Genomic DNA, 18,899 nt, shown 5'->3' with positions numbered 1-18,899 from the left:
GAGCTGACTGGTACTAATAGATCGAGGGCTTTACTTAAGAAGTAAGGAAGAGGATGTACAAAAGTACAATGACTAATGTGAAACAAATACAATAGCTTCTATGCGGTTTTCAGAGTGCAAGCTCTGACAGATTCAGTGGCGATAGCTACGAGGGTCCACCTGTTCCCATCTCGAACACAGTAGTTAAGCTCGTAAACGCCGAAAGTACTTGGCTGGAGACGGCCCGGGAGGATAGGAAGTCGCTGATTGGAAAGAAAGCGTCAACCGAAAGGTTGACGCTTTAATTGTACATATAGAAACTCTTTTGTTATTGCACATACAAGGAACTTGCAGAATAAAGAACTTGTAGAATAAAAAAGACACCGGCAGTTTGTGAAGTGAGCCTCAAATGTTAGATACATTTGGGGCTCATTTCGTTGTTGGTGTCTTTTTTGATGTCTTTTATCTAAGAGTTTTATTCGGTCAATAACTATTTATAGTGAGGGTCTTACTTAAGCTGTTTATAGTGAGGAGGTTACTTATTTTCGTTGTGACGGTTAAGCCATGTGCTCCAAGGTGTGGCGTAATTAGTATAGGTTGTTTCGGTAACATATTGATGGAATAATGCTAACATATCGCTGCGTTGTTTACTGTAAGGCGCTTTCCAACCTTTTTCGTTACCGGTAGCCATGAGAGAGATACCGCCTAAGGCTTCTTGGCGTTTTAAAATATCGTAAAGAGGAACGTGTGGATTGCGCATCATATCATAAAGGGCCATGAATGTTGTGGTGCGGCCTTTACCGGCTTCACAGTGAAAATGTAGCCATGCATTTGTTGGTAGATTGCGATACAACGAAATGAATTGATCGACGATTGTTGCATCGGGCCAAATATGATCGGTAGCAGTCAAGCGCCAGTAGTTGAAACCGGCTTTACGGGCAACCGATGCTTCCGTTGCTACGGACGTAACGGTGATGGTCATACCGGTACCGGCTGTTTTTTCTTTTGTCAGCCGATGAATACTAAGTGATTGTCCCGGTAATGTCTTCACTAATTCTTCTTCGGTGGTAAGAATTTCTTCGGAGGCTTTACCTACATTAATCCAATCGCGTTTGGCGTAGCGACTGATGGGGTAATCATTGACGAAGAGATGCGTTTCTTGACGAAGATCAACGTCGAATACAGGACCATCCGTTTTGCGTTTAATCTCCTTGGCCATGTGTTTAAACTGTTGCACGGTTGGCTGGGAGCTACCGGATATACGAAGTGTATCTAATCCTGTGGTGAAGATTCCCGATAGCTTTGGATTGAGACGAGCATCATTGGTTATCATGCGAAAGCGATCGGGATACTCTCCGTTGTCTTTACTATCATATCGCCAAAAATAATTTGCATAAGGGGCACGCTCTTCCGGCGTAATGCGGTGACGATAGAGTTGATTGGGATTTATGGGAGACGTAGTGGAAGCGTATGCAGTGCTATGGGGTGTAGTGCCTTTCGTAGCGATACTATCCGTGGCGTGCTTTATATTAAGCGTTGTTGTATTGTCTGCGGCTATGACATTGCCGGAAAGAGTAAGACACATCGTAGTTAGAATAGTAGCCACCATGCTTGTAAGAAATAATTTTTTTTGATGTTGGAGCGATACTGATTGGTCATGTAATCTCTTCATGGATAAGACCTCCTAGATAAAGAACGTTTAATACATTAGATATCATCTAGACGTATTGTAATCCCACTGAAATGCATTATGCAATAGGAATGGCAATAGAAATAGAACAAGAATAGCAATAGAACAAGAATAGCAATAGAACAAGAATAGCAATAGAACAAGAATAGCAATAGAATAGGAATGGTAATGGTAATAGCAATAGGAATAGCGATAGCTAGGAATAGAAAGAGAAAGAGTCTTGCATTGTGCACAATGAATATATTATAATTAAACAGTCGGTTTTATTGTGTACTTTATATATCGATAGTTATTGCTCATTTTATATACCGATAGTTACTGAGTACATTGCGTATCGATAGTTACTGAGTACGTTGTGTATCGGTAGTTGCTGAGTACGTTGCGTATCAATAGTTACTGAGTATGTTGTGTATCGGTAGTTGCTGAGTACGTTGTGTATCGGTAGTTACTGAGTGCATTGCGTATCGGTAGTTATTGAGTACATTGCGTATCGGTAGTTACTGAGTACATTGTGTATCGGTAGTTACTGAGTGCTTTGCATATTGGTTGGTACCGTGCACTTTATCATCGATAGTTAGTATGTAACAGTTATGTTGCCACAAATCTTACAATGGGTCGGGGGATACATTGTAGTGAACATAGGAGGAAGTATGAAAGCAGAGAACAAAAAAATTTTAGATGTGATGAAATTCCGTCACGCATGCAAAAAGTTTGATCCTACTAAGCGCGTTAGCGATGAAGATTTTGAAACGATTTTGGAAGCAGGTCGATTGGCGCCGACGTCTTTCGGTATGGAGCCGTTTAAAATTTTGGTTGTGGAAAGTCAGGACTTGAAGGATAAATTGTATCCTGTATCTTGGGGCGCGCAGCGCAGCATCGAAGGGGCTAGTCATTTGGTTATCTTCTTGGCACGTAAACGGGCAGACCTAGTAGCCGACGGCGAATATATTACGCATATGTTAAAAGATGTGCATCAGATTCCGGAAGAAGCTCGCGAAATGCGTCGCAGTATTTATCGCCAGTACAGTGAAAAGGATTTCGGTTTCATTCACTTTGAAGATGCATCCCTAGAGTGGTCTCGCAAACAAGCATACATCGTCATGGCTAACATGCTTACCGCGGCTGCTTACTTGGGTATTGATTCTTGCCCTATTGAAGGCTTTGATTATGCGAAGGTGGCTGATATTTTGGAAGAAGCCGGCGTGCTTGATCCAAAACATTTCGGCGTAGCCGTTATGGCAAGCTTTGGCTACCGCGGGGAAGAACCGCGTCATGAAAAAACGCGTCGTCCTATGAGCGAAATTGTAGAACGCATTTAAAAAGTAGACAGTGTGTATATGCAAGAACCGGCGTAGAGGACACATGCAAGTAAACGTACAGAGTGTAGATCTAATTGCATGATGGATGTTTGTAATAGATATAGGTCTAATTACAGGATGGATGTCTACTTATATAATTGATGTTCGTAATAGACATAAGTCCGATTGCGTGATAGATGCAAGTACGATTACAAAATAAAGGCAGGTCGTATACAAGGTGAGGCTTGTTATTGATAGCGGAGCGATTGTGGTGCAGGATGCATAATAGACATTGTATTCTCCTTAAATGACAGCCGTAACTACTTGACAATGAGAGTGAAGGTCCGATAACTATTGATTATATCGGGGCTTTCACTCTTTTCTATATATATACGGATATAGCAAGAGGAGTACATATAAAATATACATACATGTATTGTATACACACATTCACATTTACGACAAAGAATACCCTATGATATAATTAATATGTAATCTATGTGCAATAGGAGAAGATATGTAGTTAAGATAAATTATTATACAGAACAATAGTGTATTGAAAGAGTGAGGTAGAGTAAATGAGCAGATTGGTTTTCTTTTTTCAGTCCGCTTCGGCAGGGGGCGTATTGTTATTCGTAGCGGCTGTGTTCGGCATTATCATGGCAAACTCGCCATTGGCGCCGGTGTATTTTAATTTTCTTCATATGAAGGCGGGGCCGTTGGATGTTCACCTCTGGATTAACGACGTGCTCATGGCTATATTCTTTTTGTTGGTTGGCCTAGAAGTAAAACGCGAAATGGTTCACGGCGAACTGAACACAAATGCGAAACGTTTCTTGCCCGGCATCGGTGCCTTCTTTGGATTATGTGTGCCCGCCATTATTTACGGTGTACTCAACGGAGGTAATCCGGAGTACATTCACGGTTGGGCTATCCCGACGGCAACGGATATTGCTTTTGCTATCGGTATCGTATCTATTTTAGGATCTCGCGTGCCGGTGGCAATGAAAGTGTTCCTGACAACACTTGCCGTTATGGATGACTTGATGGCCATTGTGATCATCGCTATTTTTTATACGGACACCTTGCAATTCTTTTTCTTGTTTGCAGCGGCGTTGATTTTTATAGCACTTATGTACATCAATAAGAAAAATTATGTGCGCCCGGTTCCGTATATACTTCTTGGCATTGGTCTTTGGTTCTGTATTTTCCAATCCGGCTTGCATGCCACCTTGGCCGGTGTAATTTTGGCCATGACGATTCCCTTCCATGGTGAACGCGACGGTCGCCATATTTCGCCGGTTGTGGAATGGGAACATGCCCTTAGCAATTGGGTTACCTTCCTTATTGTACCGATTTTCGGTTTTGCTAATACCGGCGTTCCCATGGGCGATGTATCCCTCGGCGACTTGGTTCATCCCGTGGTATTAGGCGTTGCCGGCGGATTGTTTGTGGGAAAACAAATCGGCGTGTTCGGTACGATGTACGTGTTGGTAAAAACGAATATCGTACCTATGCCGGATAAGACAAATTGGGTGCATGTATACGGCATTGCGCTGTGCTGTGGTATCGGTTTTACAATGAGCCTTTTCGTAAACCTCCTGGCATTCCCGCCGGGACATGCACAGGAAATGGCAAAGATTGGTATCTTTATCGGCTCTGTTCTTTCCGGCATCTGCGGTTACATCGTTCTTCGCTTTATTGCCAAACCGGCTGAACCGCAACTGAGTAACAGCTAATCGGTGTATTAGTTTTATAATAGCTTTAAAAAAGTACGCTTGCTTTATGGAGTGAGCGTACTTTTATTTTTGTGCTTCGATTATCAAGAAGTGGGAAAACATAGCAGGAAAACGGATAAAAGTGGTGGTTCACACCCATAAAGAGGTGGTATTTTTGACAAAAAGGGCGTTTTACGGTAAAATAGGATTGCATTTAGATACGAGGTGGAAATCTTGAAAAAACTAACTATATTGACTGTTCTCTTCGGTCTAATGATGTCGGTGTGGTCTATTGCATTGGCGGACGTAGGCAGAGGCGATAGCAACAGCGAGGTCGAGCACGTACAGCGCTTGATGATTACACAAGGCTATTTGCTTGATCAAGCGGATGGTATTTTCGGGAATAACACGGAATATGCGGTGCGTGTATTCCAAGAGCAGCATGGTATTCCTGTAACGGGAATCGTAAACTCGAAAACCTTAGCGGCTATGGAAGAGAATAACAAACGATTTGTAGTACAGCAACAATCACGTAATGTGCGCAGTCAGATGGCTGTGTCACGGTATGGCGATCGCGGCCGTCATGTGGAGGATTTGCAGCTGCGCCTAGCAGGCAGCGGATTTTCTCCGGGAGAGATTGACGGTGTGTTCGGTTCCGGTACAGCCAATGCGTTGAAACGCTTTCAGCGTGCCAAAGGCGTAGAGGCCACCGGCGAATTGGATTCGCGTACGCTTCAGTTATTATCTGCAGCGCAAGGGTTCCCTACCAATTATCGTAGGACCTTAACCATGAGTGCCAGCGCGTACTCCGCAGAAGATCCGGGCAACACGGCGTATACGGCGCGAGGCAATTTATTGCGTCGTGGCTACGTATCGGTGGATCCGGACGTTATTCCGTTGGGGACAAAGCTCTACATTGAAGGCTATGGCTACGCAGTAGCCGATGACACCGGCGGAGCTATTGTCGGTAATCGTATCGATTTAGCGATGGACTCACATGGTGAGGCTATCAACTTCGGTCTACGCACGGTTAAAGTATACGTGTTATAGTCACGTGCGTTGATAACAGTGTTTTACAGTGAAATAGTGTATATGTAATTGTTAACATCTAAATGACACCATCCCTTCGACTTCGGTCGGAGGGAATTTTTTTGTTATACAGTTACTATGACACAGTTACTATGACACAGTTACTATGACACAGTTACTATGATGCAGTTACTGGAATACGGGGAAGGTACTTTTGAATGACGGTACCTGTAAACATTTCCTGGATTAAACGATGCGAACGTTCGCCGAGAAAAAATACGGGAATGTAAGGAATTTTTCGGTGAAAGTGTAGGCTTATTTCACAGTTTGTGGTATCCTAGGGTAGGAACCGACGATTTACGGTTCAAACTGTAATTCACAAGGGGGTAGACAGTGGAAAAGGTGCGACGCGTGGAGCGCATGGTGGCGTTGACGAAGCTATTGGTCGATTCGCCACAGGAGCTGATCCCATTAAATTATTTTTGTGACTTCTTTGGCATTGCCAAATCCACATTGAGTGAAGACTTGGCATGCGTAAAGGATTCGCTTCAGCATTTTTCGCTGGGAACATTAGAAACGGTGGCCGGAGCCTCCGGCGGCGTTCGGTTTATTCCGTATCGCAGCGGTGAACGCGCCAATGCGGTACTAAAGGAAGTACAGCGCCGTTTGGAAGAACCGGACCGAATTATTCCCGGCGGCTTTTTATATATGTCGGATATATTATATGATTGGCATATAGCAAGCCGATTGGGTGAAATCATCATGAGCCGCTTTGCGGATACCGAGCCGGATTATATTATGACTGTTGAAACGAAGGGCATTCCTTTGGCGGTCATGGTAGCGCGGGCCTTTAATAAACCGCTCGTCATTGCACGGCGGGACAGCAAGGTAACGGAAGGCTCATCCATCAGCATCAACTATGTGACCGGTTCATCCCGGCGCATTCAAACGATGTCCTTGACAAAGCGCGCCGTTCCGCCGCAATCGAAGGTGCTTCTCATAGATGACTTTATGAAAGCCGGCGGCACAGCCAACGGTATGCGCGAACTGGTGAACGAAATGGGCGGTGTCGTTGTAGGCATTGGCGTACTCGTTGCCACTGCATCGCCGAAGCCTAAGCTCGTCGATGATTACAAAGCGCTGTTGGTACTTAACAACGTGGATGAAGCAATAAAACAAATTGATGTAGAACCTGTGTATGATAAGGTATAGGAGGTAGACATACATGAACAAGGTAGCAGCATTAGTGCTGGCCGCCGGCAAGGGAACGCGTATGAAATCGCGCTTGCCGAAAGTATTACACAAAGTAGGCGGTAAAGCCATGGTAGAACGTGTACTTGATACAGTCAACGCCGTCGGCGTCGATCGCAGCGTTGTCATCGTCGGCTTTGGCGGTGAAGAAGTGCGCGCCTATTTAGGTGATCGTTGTGAATATGTAACGCAGGCGGAACAAAAAGGAACGGGTCATGCCGTACGCGAAGCCAAACCGGTATTGGGTGACTTTGACGGCACCATCGTTTTGATGTGCGGTGATACACCGCTGGTAACGGAAGATACCATCAAGGCATTGCTTAACGAACACGCTGCGACGGGAGCGGCCGCTACCGTATTGACGGCGCACATGGAAAATCCTACTGGCTACGGTCGTATCATTCGCGATGAAGAAGGCAAAGTGCTTCGCATTGTGGAACAGAAGGACGGCACGCCGGACGAATTGGCCGTGCAGGAAATCAACACTGGCATGTATGCCTTTGACAGTCAAAAACTTTGGCCGTGCTTGGCACAGCTTTCCGATGATAATGCACAAGGCGAATTGTACATTACCGACGTAGTGGGCATCTTGGTTAATGCCGGTGAAAGAGTAAGCGCGTACATGACTATGGACGAAGACGAATCGTTAGGCGTTAACTCCCGTGTACAGCTGGCGGAAGCCGAACGGATTTTGCGCAACCGTAAACTTCGCGAACTTATGGATGCAGGCGTTACCATCATCGATCCGGCTACCACCTATGTAGCACCGGAAGTCGTTGTAGGCAGTGATACCATTTTGCATCCGGGCACAATCCTCGAAGGCAACACCGTTATCGGTAAGGAATGTGAAATCGGACCGCATACACGTTTCACCAATGTAACAGTAGGGGACAACAATGTGATTCACTTCACCTATGCCCATGACTGCGAAATTAAAAACGGCACCGACATCGGACCGTACGTACACTTACGCCCGAATACGGTCATCGGCGACAAGGTACACATCGGTAACTTTGTGGAAGTAAAGAACAGCATCGTTGGCGAAGGTACGAAATTCCCGCACCTTTCCTACATCGGCGACAGCGATGTAGGCGGTGGCGTTAACATCGGTTGCGGTACTATCACCGTTAACTACGATGGCAAAATCAAACATCGCACGCGCATTGACGACGGTGCTTTTGTCGGTTGCAATACTAACCTTGTTGCACCGGTACACGTAGGGTCTTACAGTTACATCGGTGCCGGATCGACGATTACCAAAGACGTACCGGACAAAGCCTTGGCGGTAGGTCGTGCTCGTCAGATGATTAAAGAAAATTGGGTCACCGACGACACCTTTAAGAAAAAATAAATCGGTGCATAGGCACCTCACAGAATCAAGAAGTAAATTAAATCACAATAATTTTAAAAATTAATCACACAAAATGGCTGAAATAGTATAAAATAGTAGGCGATGAAGTTACGCAAGCTTCAGTTGTGTAGAGTACAGTTATTAAAGAGGGGTATCAAAACATGGCATTTGAAGACGGTAAGAAGCTTAAAATTTTCACAGGTAATGCGAATCCGGAATTAGCGAAAGAAATCTGCGATTATCTTGGCTTGCCGCTGGGTGAAGCATTTGTTGGACGTTTTAACAATGGCGAAGTACAGATTATGATCGATGAAAGCGTTCGCGGTAAGGACGTATTCATCGTGCAGCCGACCAGCTTCCCGGTAAACGATAATTTGGTTGAACTACTTGTTATGGCTGATGCCTTAAAACGCGCATCCGCACGTCACATTACGGCAGTCGTACCGTACTATGGCTATGCGCGTCAAGACCGCAAGACACGTGGTCGCGAACCGATTACGGCTAAATTGGTAGCCGACTTGATGCAGACCGCAGGGATTACCCGTTTGGTAACCATCGACCTTCATGCCGGTCAGATTCAAGGTTTCTTCGATGTACCGGTAGATCACTTGTTAGGTGCATCCATTTTGGCGAAATACATTAACGAAAAGAAAATGGAAGACTTGATCGTTGTATCGCCTGACCTTGGCGGCGTTACCCGCGCTCGTGATTTGGCTGACCGCATCGGCGCACCGATTGCTATTATCGAAAAGAAACGTCCGCAGCCGGGCGTAGCTAAGGTGATGAACCTTATCGGTAATGTAGAAGGCAAGAACTGCATCATCATCGACGACATCGTTGATACGGCAGGATCCTTGGTAGAAGGTGCGAAAGCATTGAAGGAATTCGGTGCGAAATCGGTTATGGCTTGCGTAACACACGCTGTATTAACGGATCCGGCATGCGAACGCATTGCTAATTCCAACATTAAAGAATTAATTGTAACGAACACGATTAGCTTGCCGAAGGAACATCAGCTCCCCAACATTACCAGCTTGTCCGTAGCCCCTCTCTTGGGTGAAGCTATCATGCGTATTTTCCACGAAGTATCGGTAAGTAATCTGTTCGATAAATAAGTCGACGTATAAGGATTACAACATTGAAAATGGTAGTGGGCCTGGGCAATCCGGGCAGTCAATATGAAAAGACAAAGCACAATATCGGCTTTATGGTCATTGATGCCATTGCCGATACGGTGACGCATACACCGTGGCGTGAAGACATGAAAGCCTTGGTGTGTACCTTTACCTTGGACGGTGAAAAAATTATGCTGGTGAAACCGCAAACATTTATGAATGCCAGCGGTGAAGCCGTAGGACCGTTGATGCGGTACTACAAATTAGACCCGTCCGATGTATTCTGCGTGTACGACGATATGGATTTGCCGGTAGGCAAGATTCGCATTCGTCCGAACGGCAGTGCCGGCGGTCACAACGGAATTAAATCCTTGTTGGCTCACATCGGATCGGATGGCTTTCCTCATTTCCGATTCGGTATCGGTCGACCGTTGCCACAGTGGACCGTCATCGATCACGTATTGGCACCGTTCCCGGAAGACCAACAGGAAAAAGTAAACGACGGCATTGCGGCTATGGCAAAAGCTGTACTGGGCACATTGGAAGTGGGCATTGATAAGGGCATGAACCTATACAATCCTAAACGCCGTGCACCGCGCAGATAACACAAACGTTACTCGTGTCGAGCGGTAACGGTGGCTGATAACGCCGACCGTGCCGGATGGTATGACCCGTAACGGTAACGAACAGAAACATAAGAAAACCCCGTACATAGGTGGTTATAAGAGACTATCTTTGAGATTATTTTCTCGGAGATAGACCCTCTATAACACATAGCCTGTGTACGGGGTTTTTGTATTGACTATAGGACGTCTTCCTTTTGGGCTTTCGTTTTTAACACACATACGGCACTGTTATCAAAAATATATTTTACCTTGCCCTTGGCGGTGTCGCCGATTTTGTCATATAGACGACCGGCACTGTAGGATTCTCCCTTTACCGTGTTGGTACTGTTGGCAACATAACCGATTTTGCCGAGCCCTTCCATGGTAACGCGAATGGCTTCACGGTCATACTTGTTGTCCGGATCTTTTTCGAGATGAACCGTCATACCCTTCTTTAAACATTGGGACCCACTGTAATGGTTCATACCGGTAATCGTAAAATAAATCTTTTTCATACTGACTCCTCCTTAATTGCTTGGCACGATTGTGCCGATTGCTATTTCCGTGTCTTTAGTATAGCACAGAGGAGAGAATTTTGTGTAAGATATAGAGATTTACTTTATGTAAGAAACTGAACAGAATATACGAAGGCAAAGAAAATCTACAGTGCCGGTGTTTGTAATAGATATTACTAGGAAATTATTTTTCGTTATATAAATTTATTTCTTGCGGCAATACTTTGTTTAGTACGATGGCAACCAATGCAGCCGAGGCGATGGTGGAATTTAGGATATAACGAAGAAATTCCGGCAAGGTGGCTACATAATCTTGGGGAAGTAAGAAGAGGGCCAACGTAACAATAATAGGAATACCGATGATAAACATGTTGCGTTCGGTCAATGGCAAATGGCGGATGATGCGGAAGCCGCTAAGGGCAATAATAGAACAAACAATTACAAAGACACCGCCTATTACCGGTGCAGGGATTGAAGCGATAAGGGTGGCTAGTTTGTTGGATAAGCCGAATAAAATCATCCAGAAGGCACAGCCATAAAAGGCGTGACGACTGGCGACGCCGGTAATAGAAATTAACCCGGCGTTTGTGGAGTATCCGGTTACCGGAGTTCCTCCGAATAAGCCTCCGATAAAACAGCCAAGACCTTCACCGATGATACCGCGATCCAGTTGTTTATCCGATAACGGTTGTTCAATAACAGAACTTACGGCGAACCAAGTGCCGGTGGTTTCAGCTAATAACACAAGGTAAATAATCATCATAGTAATGATGGCGGAAATATCAAAGACAACAGGAAAACTTACAAATGCAATTCGTGGCATTGAGAACCAAGGAGCAGCGATGACGGCATCCAAGGAAAAACGTCCCATAGAGGCAGCAGCAATACAACCGGCAATCAATGCTAAGACAACCGATCCGATACGCAACCAATTTCCTTTGCGTCCCAAGCGAATACCCAACATAACGCAAAGTGTTAATACACCGCCGGAAATAAAAGCTAATACAATATTTTCTCCAATCGTACCGGGACCATGAACAGTAAAAATATTTTCTTTTAGTCCTACCGGCATAAGAGAAAGTCCTACTACAAAAATAATTGTGCCACCAACTAACGGAGGAACAAAATAATTAATGCCTTTGCGAATAATGCTACTGAAACCTAATACAGTAGTAATGATACCACCGATTAAAATGGCACCAAACGCAGTACCTAACCCGGTGATACCTCCGCCGGCAGCTAAGGCAATACCAACAATAGATGCTATAGGAACATAGGAAGGCCCTTGGGCAACAGGCAAACGCATGAGAAAACGCGCTTGCAATAATGTAGAAATCCCACAAGCAATAAAAGTAGCTTGAATTAAAAATGCCGAATCACTTAATGACAATGATAAAATTCCGGCAATGATAAAGGGGACTACGTAAATATCCATAGCCAATAAATGTTGAAGTCCGAGAAAAATAGACTCGGCAAAAGGTAATTTTTCATCGGGACCGACAAGCAATGTCCCGTCATACTGTTTTTGTTCGTTCATAGTAGGTGTCCTTTCGTAATCAATTAGATATAGGGAATGGTTGTAACGGTTAGCAGGGATTAATTATTTTTTCTTTTATATACAGAACGACCTTGCACCCAAGTCGATACAATATTGGTACGTTGCCCTAAGAAAATTGTTTTTTGAAGAATATCTTCCGGTGTATCAAAATCGTAGGTACGCAAATTACTATCCGGTGCTTGGGTATCAATCAATAGAGCATCGAAGGAGTACCCCGGCTTAAACAGTCCTGTTTGTAAGGATAATGCAGTAGCACCACCTACCGTTGCCATATAAAGGGCATGTCTGAAATCAAAACGAGAATTTGGACAACCACGTTTCTCCGGTGCTAGTGTATGGTGAACACCGTCCTCGAGTGTACGTGAAGATAAAATAGCTTGACGCATTGCATCAAACATTGATGGGGAATAACCGCCGGAAATATCTGTTGCAAGTCCTACGTTAACACCTTGTTCCAAACGATGGCGAATAGGGGCGATTGCATTGGCGAACAATACATTGGATACGGGACAATGAGCAATGGAAGCGCCACTTTGTTTGAAAAGTAACGCATCTTCATCATTTAAAAATACGCAATGAGCCATGGCTGTTTTGTTAGTGAGAAGTCCAAAATCGTATAGAGCTTGTGTATCACGTTTGCCTGTTCGTTCTTGCACATAGGCGTGCTCCCAATCACCTTCGGAACAATGGGATTGAATAGGTGCATCATAAGTGGAAGCTAATTTTCCCAAGTCAGCTAACACTTCATCGGAACATGTGGGAATAAAACGAGGCGTTACAACACCATAAATACCTTGCGGTGTAGTTTTCGAAAGATGTTGCGTAAAGGATAAAAAGGATTCGGTAGTGGCAACCGCTTGTTCAGGTGAAGAATTACGATAGAAATCCGGGGATTGCGATATATCATCCATAACTACGTTACCAATGAATGCACGTTGTCCTTTATCTGCACAAAGCTGTGCCAGTATACGGTTTGGCTCTAAATGAATCGAACCGAAATATAATGATGTCGTTGTGCCATTCGCTAATAATGTGTCGATGAGATCGGCATATACTGTCTGGGCAAAGGCTTCATCTTGATATGAATTTTCCAGAGGAAAGGTATAGGTATTTAACCAAGTGGGTAAATCGACATGCAGTGCTTTACCTGCTTGGGGCCATTGAGGTGCATGCACATGAGTATCAATAAAACCGGGGAGTAAAAATTGGCTATCCTTCAAATGAATATAGTCTGCATGATTCCTGTGAGTTTCATAGAATTCTTCATAGTTATCATTGGTCGGTGAAACCACATCAGTGAGGACACCATCTTCATTAATGAGGAATAAATAATCTTGCAATACTTCTACATTACCTAAGGTAGGTGTATGAAATGCATTGCCACGTATCATGAGTGTTTTCATATTAACCTCCTTTATTAATTATCTGATTTTATTTTAATATATTTATAAAACGATTGACTAGGGGAACATTATGAAAAGGAAAACACCTAACTATGAGAAATTGATATAAAGATTCGAAAAATCTATGATTATTAGAAAAAAGTATGCAGTTTATTAGCTGATGCGGTTAGAATACATTGTCATCGAATAGGGTGAAGTTGATTTACAACTGTAAGATTATGTCCATACAAAATAAATAGATAGATTAAATTATTGTTAACTACATGTCCTTCAGATAGTGGATATGGTCTTACGCAATTTGGAAAGTGACATATAAATGTGACGATGACACAAAGCGGTTGTTACAATTATTATTTTCGATTATAAAAAGAGTCCTGTATATAGGCATCACGAGTCAGGTCCAGCGAATGATGTTGTTCAACCTATATACAGGACTCTCTTCTTTCAGGTGGTGGGAAAGAGGGATTCATAGATGTCGTAGATGTGTCATTCGTAAGACCTGACCAGCGAGACAGCTATGAATCCCTCTAAATATTTTTACGTCTTACGATATATTAACGGTCATGCCTCGTAATATTTTATTCTCCCGATGGTAGGCGCAAGGTGAATTCGGTTCCTTTATGAAGTTCACTTTTTACGCTTACTGTTCCGCCGTGTACATCCATAATGTGTTTTACCAAGGATAAGCCGAGGCCGCTTCCTTCGTGACGGCTGTTGCGACTTTCATTGGTTTGATAGAATCGCTCGAAGATGCGCGGCAGTTTGTCTTTGGCAATGCCGATACCTTCATCGGCTACGGTAATGAGGGTAGCCTGTCCTTGGCGTTTGGCGCGGACGGTGATGGTATTGTGCGTTGTCTTACTAAACTTTATCGCATTGTCGAAGAGGTTGACAAATACATCTTCCAGTAGTTTGCGGTTGGCAACGACGCGAAGGTTGGCGGTTCGAAAGTCGGTGGTGATTGACTTCGTTTGCCATTTAGGTTTGAGGTGTGACCAGGCACCGGAGATAACATCATCCAGTAGCAAGGATTCTTTGGCGATATCCCGACTGCCTTCTTCGATACGAGAGAGTTTTAATATGTTTTCGATCAGTTCGGACATGTGCTTGGCTGCTTTATGAATGTGGTTGCCCAGCATGGAAACGTCATCACTGCTTTGATACATACCCTTAGCCAATAATTCGGAGTAGCCTTGAATGGTAGTCAGCGGTGTGCGCAGTTCATGCGACACGTTAGAGGTAAATTCTGCACGGTGTTGCTGTTCTTTAAGCTCTTTGGCCATCGTGTCGAGTAAGATAAGATGCTTTGTCCAACGCCGTGCCAGGTAATAGCAAAGGGCGGTGATGGCGATAAAGATGCCTAGCATCCACGGCAGTGCTTGAAAGAGCAGTGCATAAATGGTCGTGCCTACGCGAGAGATGCGCAGTACCGATCCGTCGGCAAGGCGCAAGGCTTCGTAATAGTTGACGGCTTGTAGGGTCGACGAGTGTCGGATGTCACTTCCTTCACCGGTGCGCAGTGCTGCTTGTACTTCCGGACGGTGGCTGTGATTTTCCATCGAGGCGGCATCACTATTGGAGTCGTAGTAGACGTGACCGTCGGGAGAAATCCAGGTGAGGCGTAGCTGCGGATCGACTTTGCTGCTAATGTCTTTCAGTAAGGATAACGAAATTGTTGCGGGTGTGCTCACTGTGCTCTCGGCAGGTTGGCTGAGTGCTACGATGGTTTTTGCTTCCATTAATAGGGCGGTGTGGAAATCTTCTTTCCAACCGGTGTAAAAAATGGTACTGAATAAGGCAGTGCAAAGAATGAGGCATAGCATGCTAATGCCGAAGAGGGCACGGAATAAGGTTTGTTTCATAGGCTAAGCTCCCAGCGGTAGCCGATACCGCGAATGGTTTTAATATATCGCCCTACGGGTCCCAGTTGTTGGCGCAATGATTTGATATGCACATCAACGGTGCGGGATTCGCCTTCGTAGGTAAAGCCCCAGACGGCTTCCATGATGCGGTCGCGCGATAGGGCGATGCCGCGATTTTCCATGAGGTACACCAGTAAATCGTATTCTTTCAGCGTTAACGACAGCGGAGTTCCGTCTAATGTTACTTCGCGACTTTCCGTGTTGACCCGCAGTGTATCGGCGGCGAGTAAGGCAGAGGCTTTCAGGGTGGAACCCATAGTGCGACGCAATAATGCTTTTACCCGCGACACGAGTTCTACCACGCCGAAGGGTTTGGTAATGTAGTCGTCGGCTCCGTCATCCAGTCCTTTGACAATATCATACTCGGTGCCTTTGGCGGTGAGCATAATAACGGGAATGGCAACGGTTGCCGGTTGGCTGCGCAGCTTGCGAAGGATGGTGAGTCCGTCTTCGTCGTCAAGCATGATGTCTAACAGAATGAGGTCGGGGCGGCGCTTTTCCAGAGCAGACCAAAACGAGGTACTGCCTTCAAAGGTATGTACCTCGTAATGATGACCGGTCAAGACATAGGCTACCAGGCCGCGAATACTTTCCTCATCCTCCACACAATACAATAATGGTTTGTTCATGAGTACTTTCTCCTGGGTGATTAATAGTGGCTACTTAGCCAAATCGTCCCGTAATGTATGCTTCTGTTTGAGCATGGGCGGGATTGGTAAACATAATATTAGTTACATCATATTCTATCAAATCTCCTAAGAAGAAAAAAGCGGTTTTGTCAGAGATGCGTGCCGCTTGTTGCATGTTGTGGGTAACGATGACGATGGTGTAGCGGTCTTTCAGTGTCATTACTAATTCTTCGATTTTAGCGGTAGCGATGGGATCAAGGGCACTGGTCGGTTCGTCCATGAGGATAACCTCCGGTTTGGTAGCCAAGGTACGCGCGATGCAGAGTCGCTGTTGTTGTCCGCCGGAAAGTCCGAGGGCGCTTTTGTGTAAACGATCTTTCACTTCGTTCCAGATGGAAGCATTGCGCAGACTTGTTTCTACGATGTCATCCAATTCGCTACGCTTGGTGATGCCTTGCAGGCGAGGACCGAAGGCAACGTTATCATAAATGCTTTTCGGAAACGGGTTCGGCTGTTGAAAGACCATGCCCACGCGATGACGTAAGTCGATGGGGTTAATGTCGTGATAAATGTCGAGGCCGTCCAGGTAGAGGGAGCCTTCGACGCGGGCCCCTTCTTCTAAATCGTTCATGCGGTTCAAGGTTTTTAAGAAGGTGGATTTACCGCAGCCGGAAGGACCGATGAAGGCGGTAATCTCATGACTGGTAATATCCATGGAGATATTTTTTAAGGCATGAAATTGTCCGTAGTAAAAGTTAAGATTGGATACGGAGAATTTCTTTGTCTTCGTAGCAGCCGCTTCGCGACTGGCGATGTTGTCTTTCAGAAAATTTTTCGCCCGGGCTTCGTTCGGTGCATCATGTGAAGAGACGGCGCTTTGACCAACGAGAGGTGATGCGGAGGCACCGGAATGAGTTGTGGATAGTAAGGTAGTCGGGGATAGCGGAGATGATGTTGTTTGGGTAGTTATGTGTGTCATTTGGTAGCTCCTAACATGGTACGAGATAGATAACGATGTAAGTAACGGGCGCCGATGCTGACGGCGAGAACTAAGAGCAACAAGCACAATGCACTCATGTTGGCCATGGCTGCCGCATACGCATTGAGGGCTTCTGTGCGGGAGGCCCAAATGTGGAGAGCCAAGGTTTCACCGGGGCGCATCGGGTTAAAGGGATTGGTTGGGGAGAGTAAATTACTGCTGTTCCAGTTGATGTCCGTACTCATACCGGCGGTGAACATGAGAGCTGCGGCTTCACCGAATACGCGACCGGCGGCGAGAACAATGCCGGTTAAGATAGACGGAAAGGCAGCAGGCAGTAATACATTAGTAATGGTTTGCCATTTTGTAGCACCCATGCCATAGCTTCCCTTGGCATAGCCCGGTGGCAATGCGCGAAGAGCATCTTCGGTGATGGTGGCGATTAACGGCAGGGTAAGAATAGATACCGTCAGTGCGCCGGCCAAGAGGTTCCATTGCGATCCGGTAAGGATGATGAAGACTAAGTAGCCGAAGAGACCGACTACGATGGAGGGCAATGAGGATAGAGTTTCTATGGAGATGCGCATCGTTGTTTGCAGTCGTCCCGGTTTAGCGTATTCGGCCATGTAAATACCGGTACCGATGCCGATGGGAACACTGATGCAAAGTGCCAATACGACAAGGTATATAGTATTAAACAGCTGATTGCCAATGCCTTTAGGGGAAAAGGATAGAAGGGCCGGAGAAAAATCCTTCAGTCCCAACCAAAAGAGGTAGCCGATGATAGCTAACAACAAGGCAAGTGTAGTTACGCTCATGCCATAGAAGAAGGCGGTCATCATGTGATTGACGGTCAGTGCTTTACGGCGGTGGCTGTTAGTACCTGATGGGTTAGTCATGGGTGTCACCTCCTGCATTGGATAGGTAGCGCAGTGTGAAAATAAAGAGTACGGAAATGACAAATAAGAGAAGCGCCATTGACCAAAGGGCCATATTAAACTCACTGCCTTCCATAGTATTGCCCATGTCGGCGGCGATGGCAGCGGTGAGGTTAACGGTAGCATCGAAAAGCGAGGTAGGGAAGGCTTTCATTTTGCCGATGACCATGGCTACGGCGAGTGCTTCCCCGAAGGCGCGGGCAAAGCCTAGGATGAGTGCCGCCAAGATGCCGCGTTTAGCTACGGGCAGGATGATTTGGCGGATGACTTCCCAGCGTGTAGCCCCTAAACCGTAAGCGGCTTGCCGATAGGTTTTAGGGACGCTGTCGAGGGCGTTGATAGTAACGGCAGTTACCGTAGGGAACATCATCAGAGCCAACACAAGAGCCGCAGCTAATACAGAAAAGCCTGTCAAAGAGGGTGTGTATTCACGGATGAACGGCACTAAGACGGTAAGTCCTAACCAACCGTACACGATGGAGGGGATGCCTACAAAGATTTCAATGACCGGTCGCCATATGCGATTGCCCCAGGTGGGGGCGATTTCTGTCATAAAAATAGCAAGGCTTATACTGCACGGCGTGGCGATTATAAGTGCCAGCAAGCAGGTAATGAGGGAGCCGGCAATGAACATGGCAGCACCGATATGCCCGCCGCCTTCCATGGTGTCTGCCGGATTCCACTGCGATGAGATTATGAAATCCAGCGGAGAATGTCCGTACAGCCAGAAGCTGCCGGTACCGCGATATAAGAGAAAGGCACCGATAGCCAAGGTAAGTAGGATACTGGTGAAGCCGACGGTTCGAATAAGCAGTCGGCCCCAGGTGTCATGACGTAATGCTTTGGCAGCGGCGCGTCCCGGAGGGACCACCGTGCGAGAGGTGGTCCCTAGAGAGCCGGATGATGTGTACATAGGTAT

General features: G+C 45.7%; 16 protein-coding genes and 1 rRNA gene. 8 read left to right on the top strand and 9 right to left on the bottom strand.

Annotated elements, in window-relative coordinates:
• The first annotated feature begins 131 nt into the window (after positions 1-131).
• Positions 132-248: ribosomal RNA gene (rrf, locus tag G344_RS0110150) — 5S ribosomal RNA — on the top strand.
• Between the two features lie 266 nt (positions 249-514).
• Here rrf and G344_RS11315 read toward each other — a convergent pair.
• Entirely contained in the window at positions 515-1,651 is a 1,137-nt protein-coding gene (locus G344_RS11315) for a phosphatase domain-containing putative toxin (protein WP_051245909.1), read from the bottom strand.
• A 668-nt stretch (positions 1,652-2,319) separates the two neighbouring features.
• Between G344_RS11315 and G344_RS0110140 the strand changes: the two genes are divergently transcribed.
• The 7 genes from G344_RS0110140 to pth all read left to right on the top strand — a co-directional run bounded on the left by G344_RS0110140 (position 2,320) and on the right by pth (position 10,036).
• A complete protein-coding gene (locus G344_RS0110140) occupies positions 2,320-2,988 on the top strand; it encodes an NAD(P)H-dependent oxidoreductase (RefSeq protein WP_028256116.1) in 669 nt (222 codons plus the stop codon).
• Between the two features lie 557 nt (positions 2,989-3,545).
• Positions 3,546-4,706 (top strand): Na+/H+ antiporter NhaA, encoded by a 1,161-nt coding sequence (gene nhaA / locus G344_RS0110135; protein WP_028256115.1) that lies wholly within the window; start codon positions 3,546-3,548, stop codon positions 4,704-4,706.
• Between the two features lie 204 nt (positions 4,707-4,910).
• The gene (locus G344_RS11740) at positions 4,911-5,735 is read left to right on the top strand and encodes a peptidoglycan-binding protein (RefSeq protein ID WP_244869515.1); all 825 of its coding nucleotides are present in this window, start codon (positions 4,911-4,913) and stop codon (positions 5,733-5,735) included.
• 372 nt (positions 5,736-6,107) lie between these two features.
• Positions 6,108-6,926, top strand: coding sequence for a pur operon repressor (gene purR, locus G344_RS0110125; RefSeq protein WP_028256113.1), 819 nt, complete (start codon positions 6,108-6,110; stop codon positions 6,924-6,926).
• A 13-nt stretch (positions 6,927-6,939) separates the two neighbouring features.
• Positions 6,940-8,316 carry a bifunctional UDP-N-acetylglucosamine diphosphorylase/glucosamine-1-phosphate N-acetyltransferase GlmU gene (glmU, locus tag G344_RS0110120; RefSeq protein WP_028256112.1) on the top strand — a complete coding sequence of 459 codons (1,377 nt, stop codon included), beginning with the start codon at positions 6,940-6,942 and terminating at the stop codon, positions 8,314-8,316.
• 161 nt (positions 8,317-8,477) lie between these two features.
• Entirely contained in the window at positions 8,478-9,431 is a 954-nt protein-coding gene (locus G344_RS0110115; RefSeq protein WP_028256111.1) for a ribose-phosphate diphosphokinase, read from the top strand.
• Between the two features lie 23 nt (positions 9,432-9,454).
• A complete protein-coding gene (pth, locus tag G344_RS0110110; protein ID WP_028256110.1) occupies positions 9,455-10,036 on the top strand; it encodes an aminoacyl-tRNA hydrolase in 582 nt (193 codons plus the stop codon).
• 197 nt (positions 10,037-10,233) lie between these two features.
• Here the strand turns inward: pth and G344_RS0110105 are convergent, their stop codons facing one another.
• The 8 genes from G344_RS0110105 to pstC all read right to left on the bottom strand — a co-directional run bounded on the left by G344_RS0110105 (position 10,234) and on the right by pstC (position 18,893).
• Positions 10,234-10,551 (bottom strand): HIRAN domain-containing protein, encoded by a 318-nt coding sequence (locus tag G344_RS0110105; protein ID WP_028256109.1) that lies wholly within the window; start codon positions 10,549-10,551, stop codon positions 10,234-10,236.
• Positions 10,552-10,735: 184 nt separating this feature from the next.
• Positions 10,736-12,088, bottom strand: coding sequence for a uracil-xanthine permease family protein (locus G344_RS0110100; RefSeq protein WP_028256108.1), 1,353 nt, complete (start codon positions 12,086-12,088; stop codon positions 10,736-10,738).
• A gap of 59 nt (positions 12,089-12,147) precedes the next feature.
• Positions 12,148-13,512 (bottom strand): guanine deaminase, encoded by a 1,365-nt coding sequence (guaD, locus tag G344_RS0110095; protein WP_038155330.1) that lies wholly within the window; start codon positions 13,510-13,512, stop codon positions 12,148-12,150.
• Between the two features lie 578 nt (positions 13,513-14,090).
• Entirely contained in the window at positions 14,091-15,203 is a 1,113-nt protein-coding gene (locus tag G344_RS0110090) for a sensor histidine kinase (protein ID WP_169718818.1), read from the bottom strand.
• Positions 15,204-15,370: 167 nt separating this feature from the next.
• Positions 15,371-16,063 (bottom strand): response regulator transcription factor, encoded by a 693-nt coding sequence (locus G344_RS0110085; protein WP_028256105.1) that lies wholly within the window; start codon positions 16,061-16,063, stop codon positions 15,371-15,373.
• Positions 16,064-16,097: 34 nt separating this feature from the next.
• Positions 16,098-17,042, bottom strand: a complete 945-nt coding sequence (gene pstB, locus G344_RS0110080) for a phosphate ABC transporter ATP-binding protein PstB (protein WP_083963110.1) — start codon at positions 17,040-17,042, stop codon at positions 16,098-16,100.
• Complete coding sequence (gene pstA, locus G344_RS0110075; RefSeq protein ID WP_028256103.1) at positions 17,039-17,941, bottom strand: phosphate ABC transporter permease PstA; 903 nt, start codon at positions 17,939-17,941, stop codon at positions 17,039-17,041. The genes pstB and pstA overlap by 4 nt, the downstream gene beginning before the upstream one ends.
• The gene (pstC, locus tag G344_RS0110070; protein ID WP_083963109.1) at positions 17,934-18,893 is read right to left on the bottom strand and encodes a phosphate ABC transporter permease subunit PstC; all 960 of its coding nucleotides are present in this window, start codon (positions 18,891-18,893) and stop codon (positions 17,934-17,936) included. Before pstC ends, pstA begins: the two co-directional genes overlap by 8 nt.
• Positions 18,894-18,899: the final 6 nt, after the last annotated feature.

The sequence above is a fragment of the Veillonella magna DSM 19857 genome, assembly GCF_000428745.1.
Classification (GTDB): domain Bacteria; phylum Bacillota; class Negativicutes; order Veillonellales; family Veillonellaceae; genus Veillonella_A; species Veillonella_A magna.
Note: the sequence above shows the minus strand (reverse complement) of the source record. Positions and strands in the feature narration are given on the sequence as shown.

Excerpts from the sequence above, each read along its gene's own strand:
- G344_RS11315 (WP_051245909.1), bottom strand. The coding sequence starts at position 1,651 with ATGAAGAGATTACATGACCAATCAGTATCGCTCCAACATCAAAAAAAA.
- G344_RS0110140 (WP_028256116.1), top strand. The coding sequence starts at position 2,320 with ATGAAAGCAGAGAACAAAAAAATTTTAGATGTGATGAAATTCCGTCAC.
- nhaA (WP_028256115.1), top strand. The coding sequence starts at position 3,546 with ATGAGCAGATTGGTTTTCTTTTTTCAGTCCGCTTCGGCAGGGGGCGTA.
- glmU (WP_028256112.1), top strand. The coding sequence starts at position 6,940 with ATGAACAAGGTAGCAGCATTAGTGCTGGCCGCCGGCAAGGGAACGCGT.
- G344_RS0110115 (WP_028256111.1), top strand. The coding sequence starts at position 8,478 with ATGGCATTTGAAGACGGTAAGAAGCTTAAAATTTTCACAGGTAATGCG.
- G344_RS0110105 (WP_028256109.1), bottom strand. The coding sequence starts at position 10,551 with ATGAAAAAGATTTATTTTACGATTACCGGTATGAACCATTACAGTGGG.
- G344_RS0110100 (WP_028256108.1), bottom strand. The coding sequence starts at position 12,088 with ATGAACGAACAAAAACAGTATGACGGGACATTGCTTGTCGGTCCCGAT.
- guaD (WP_038155330.1), bottom strand. The coding sequence starts at position 13,512 with ATGAAAACACTCATGATACGTGGCAATGCATTTCATACACCTACCTTA.
- G344_RS0110085 (WP_028256105.1), bottom strand. The coding sequence starts at position 16,063 with ATGAACAAACCATTATTGTATTGTGTGGAGGATGAGGAAAGTATTCGC.
- pstB (WP_083963110.1), bottom strand. The coding sequence starts at position 17,042 with ATGACACACATAACTACCCAAACAACATCATCTCCGCTATCCCCGACT.
- pstA (WP_028256103.1), bottom strand. The coding sequence starts at position 17,941 with ATGACTAACCCATCAGGTACTAACAGCCACCGCCGTAAAGCACTGACC.
- pstC (WP_083963109.1), bottom strand. The coding sequence starts at position 18,893 with ATGTACACATCATCCGGCTCTCTAGGGACCACCTCTCGCACGGTGGTC.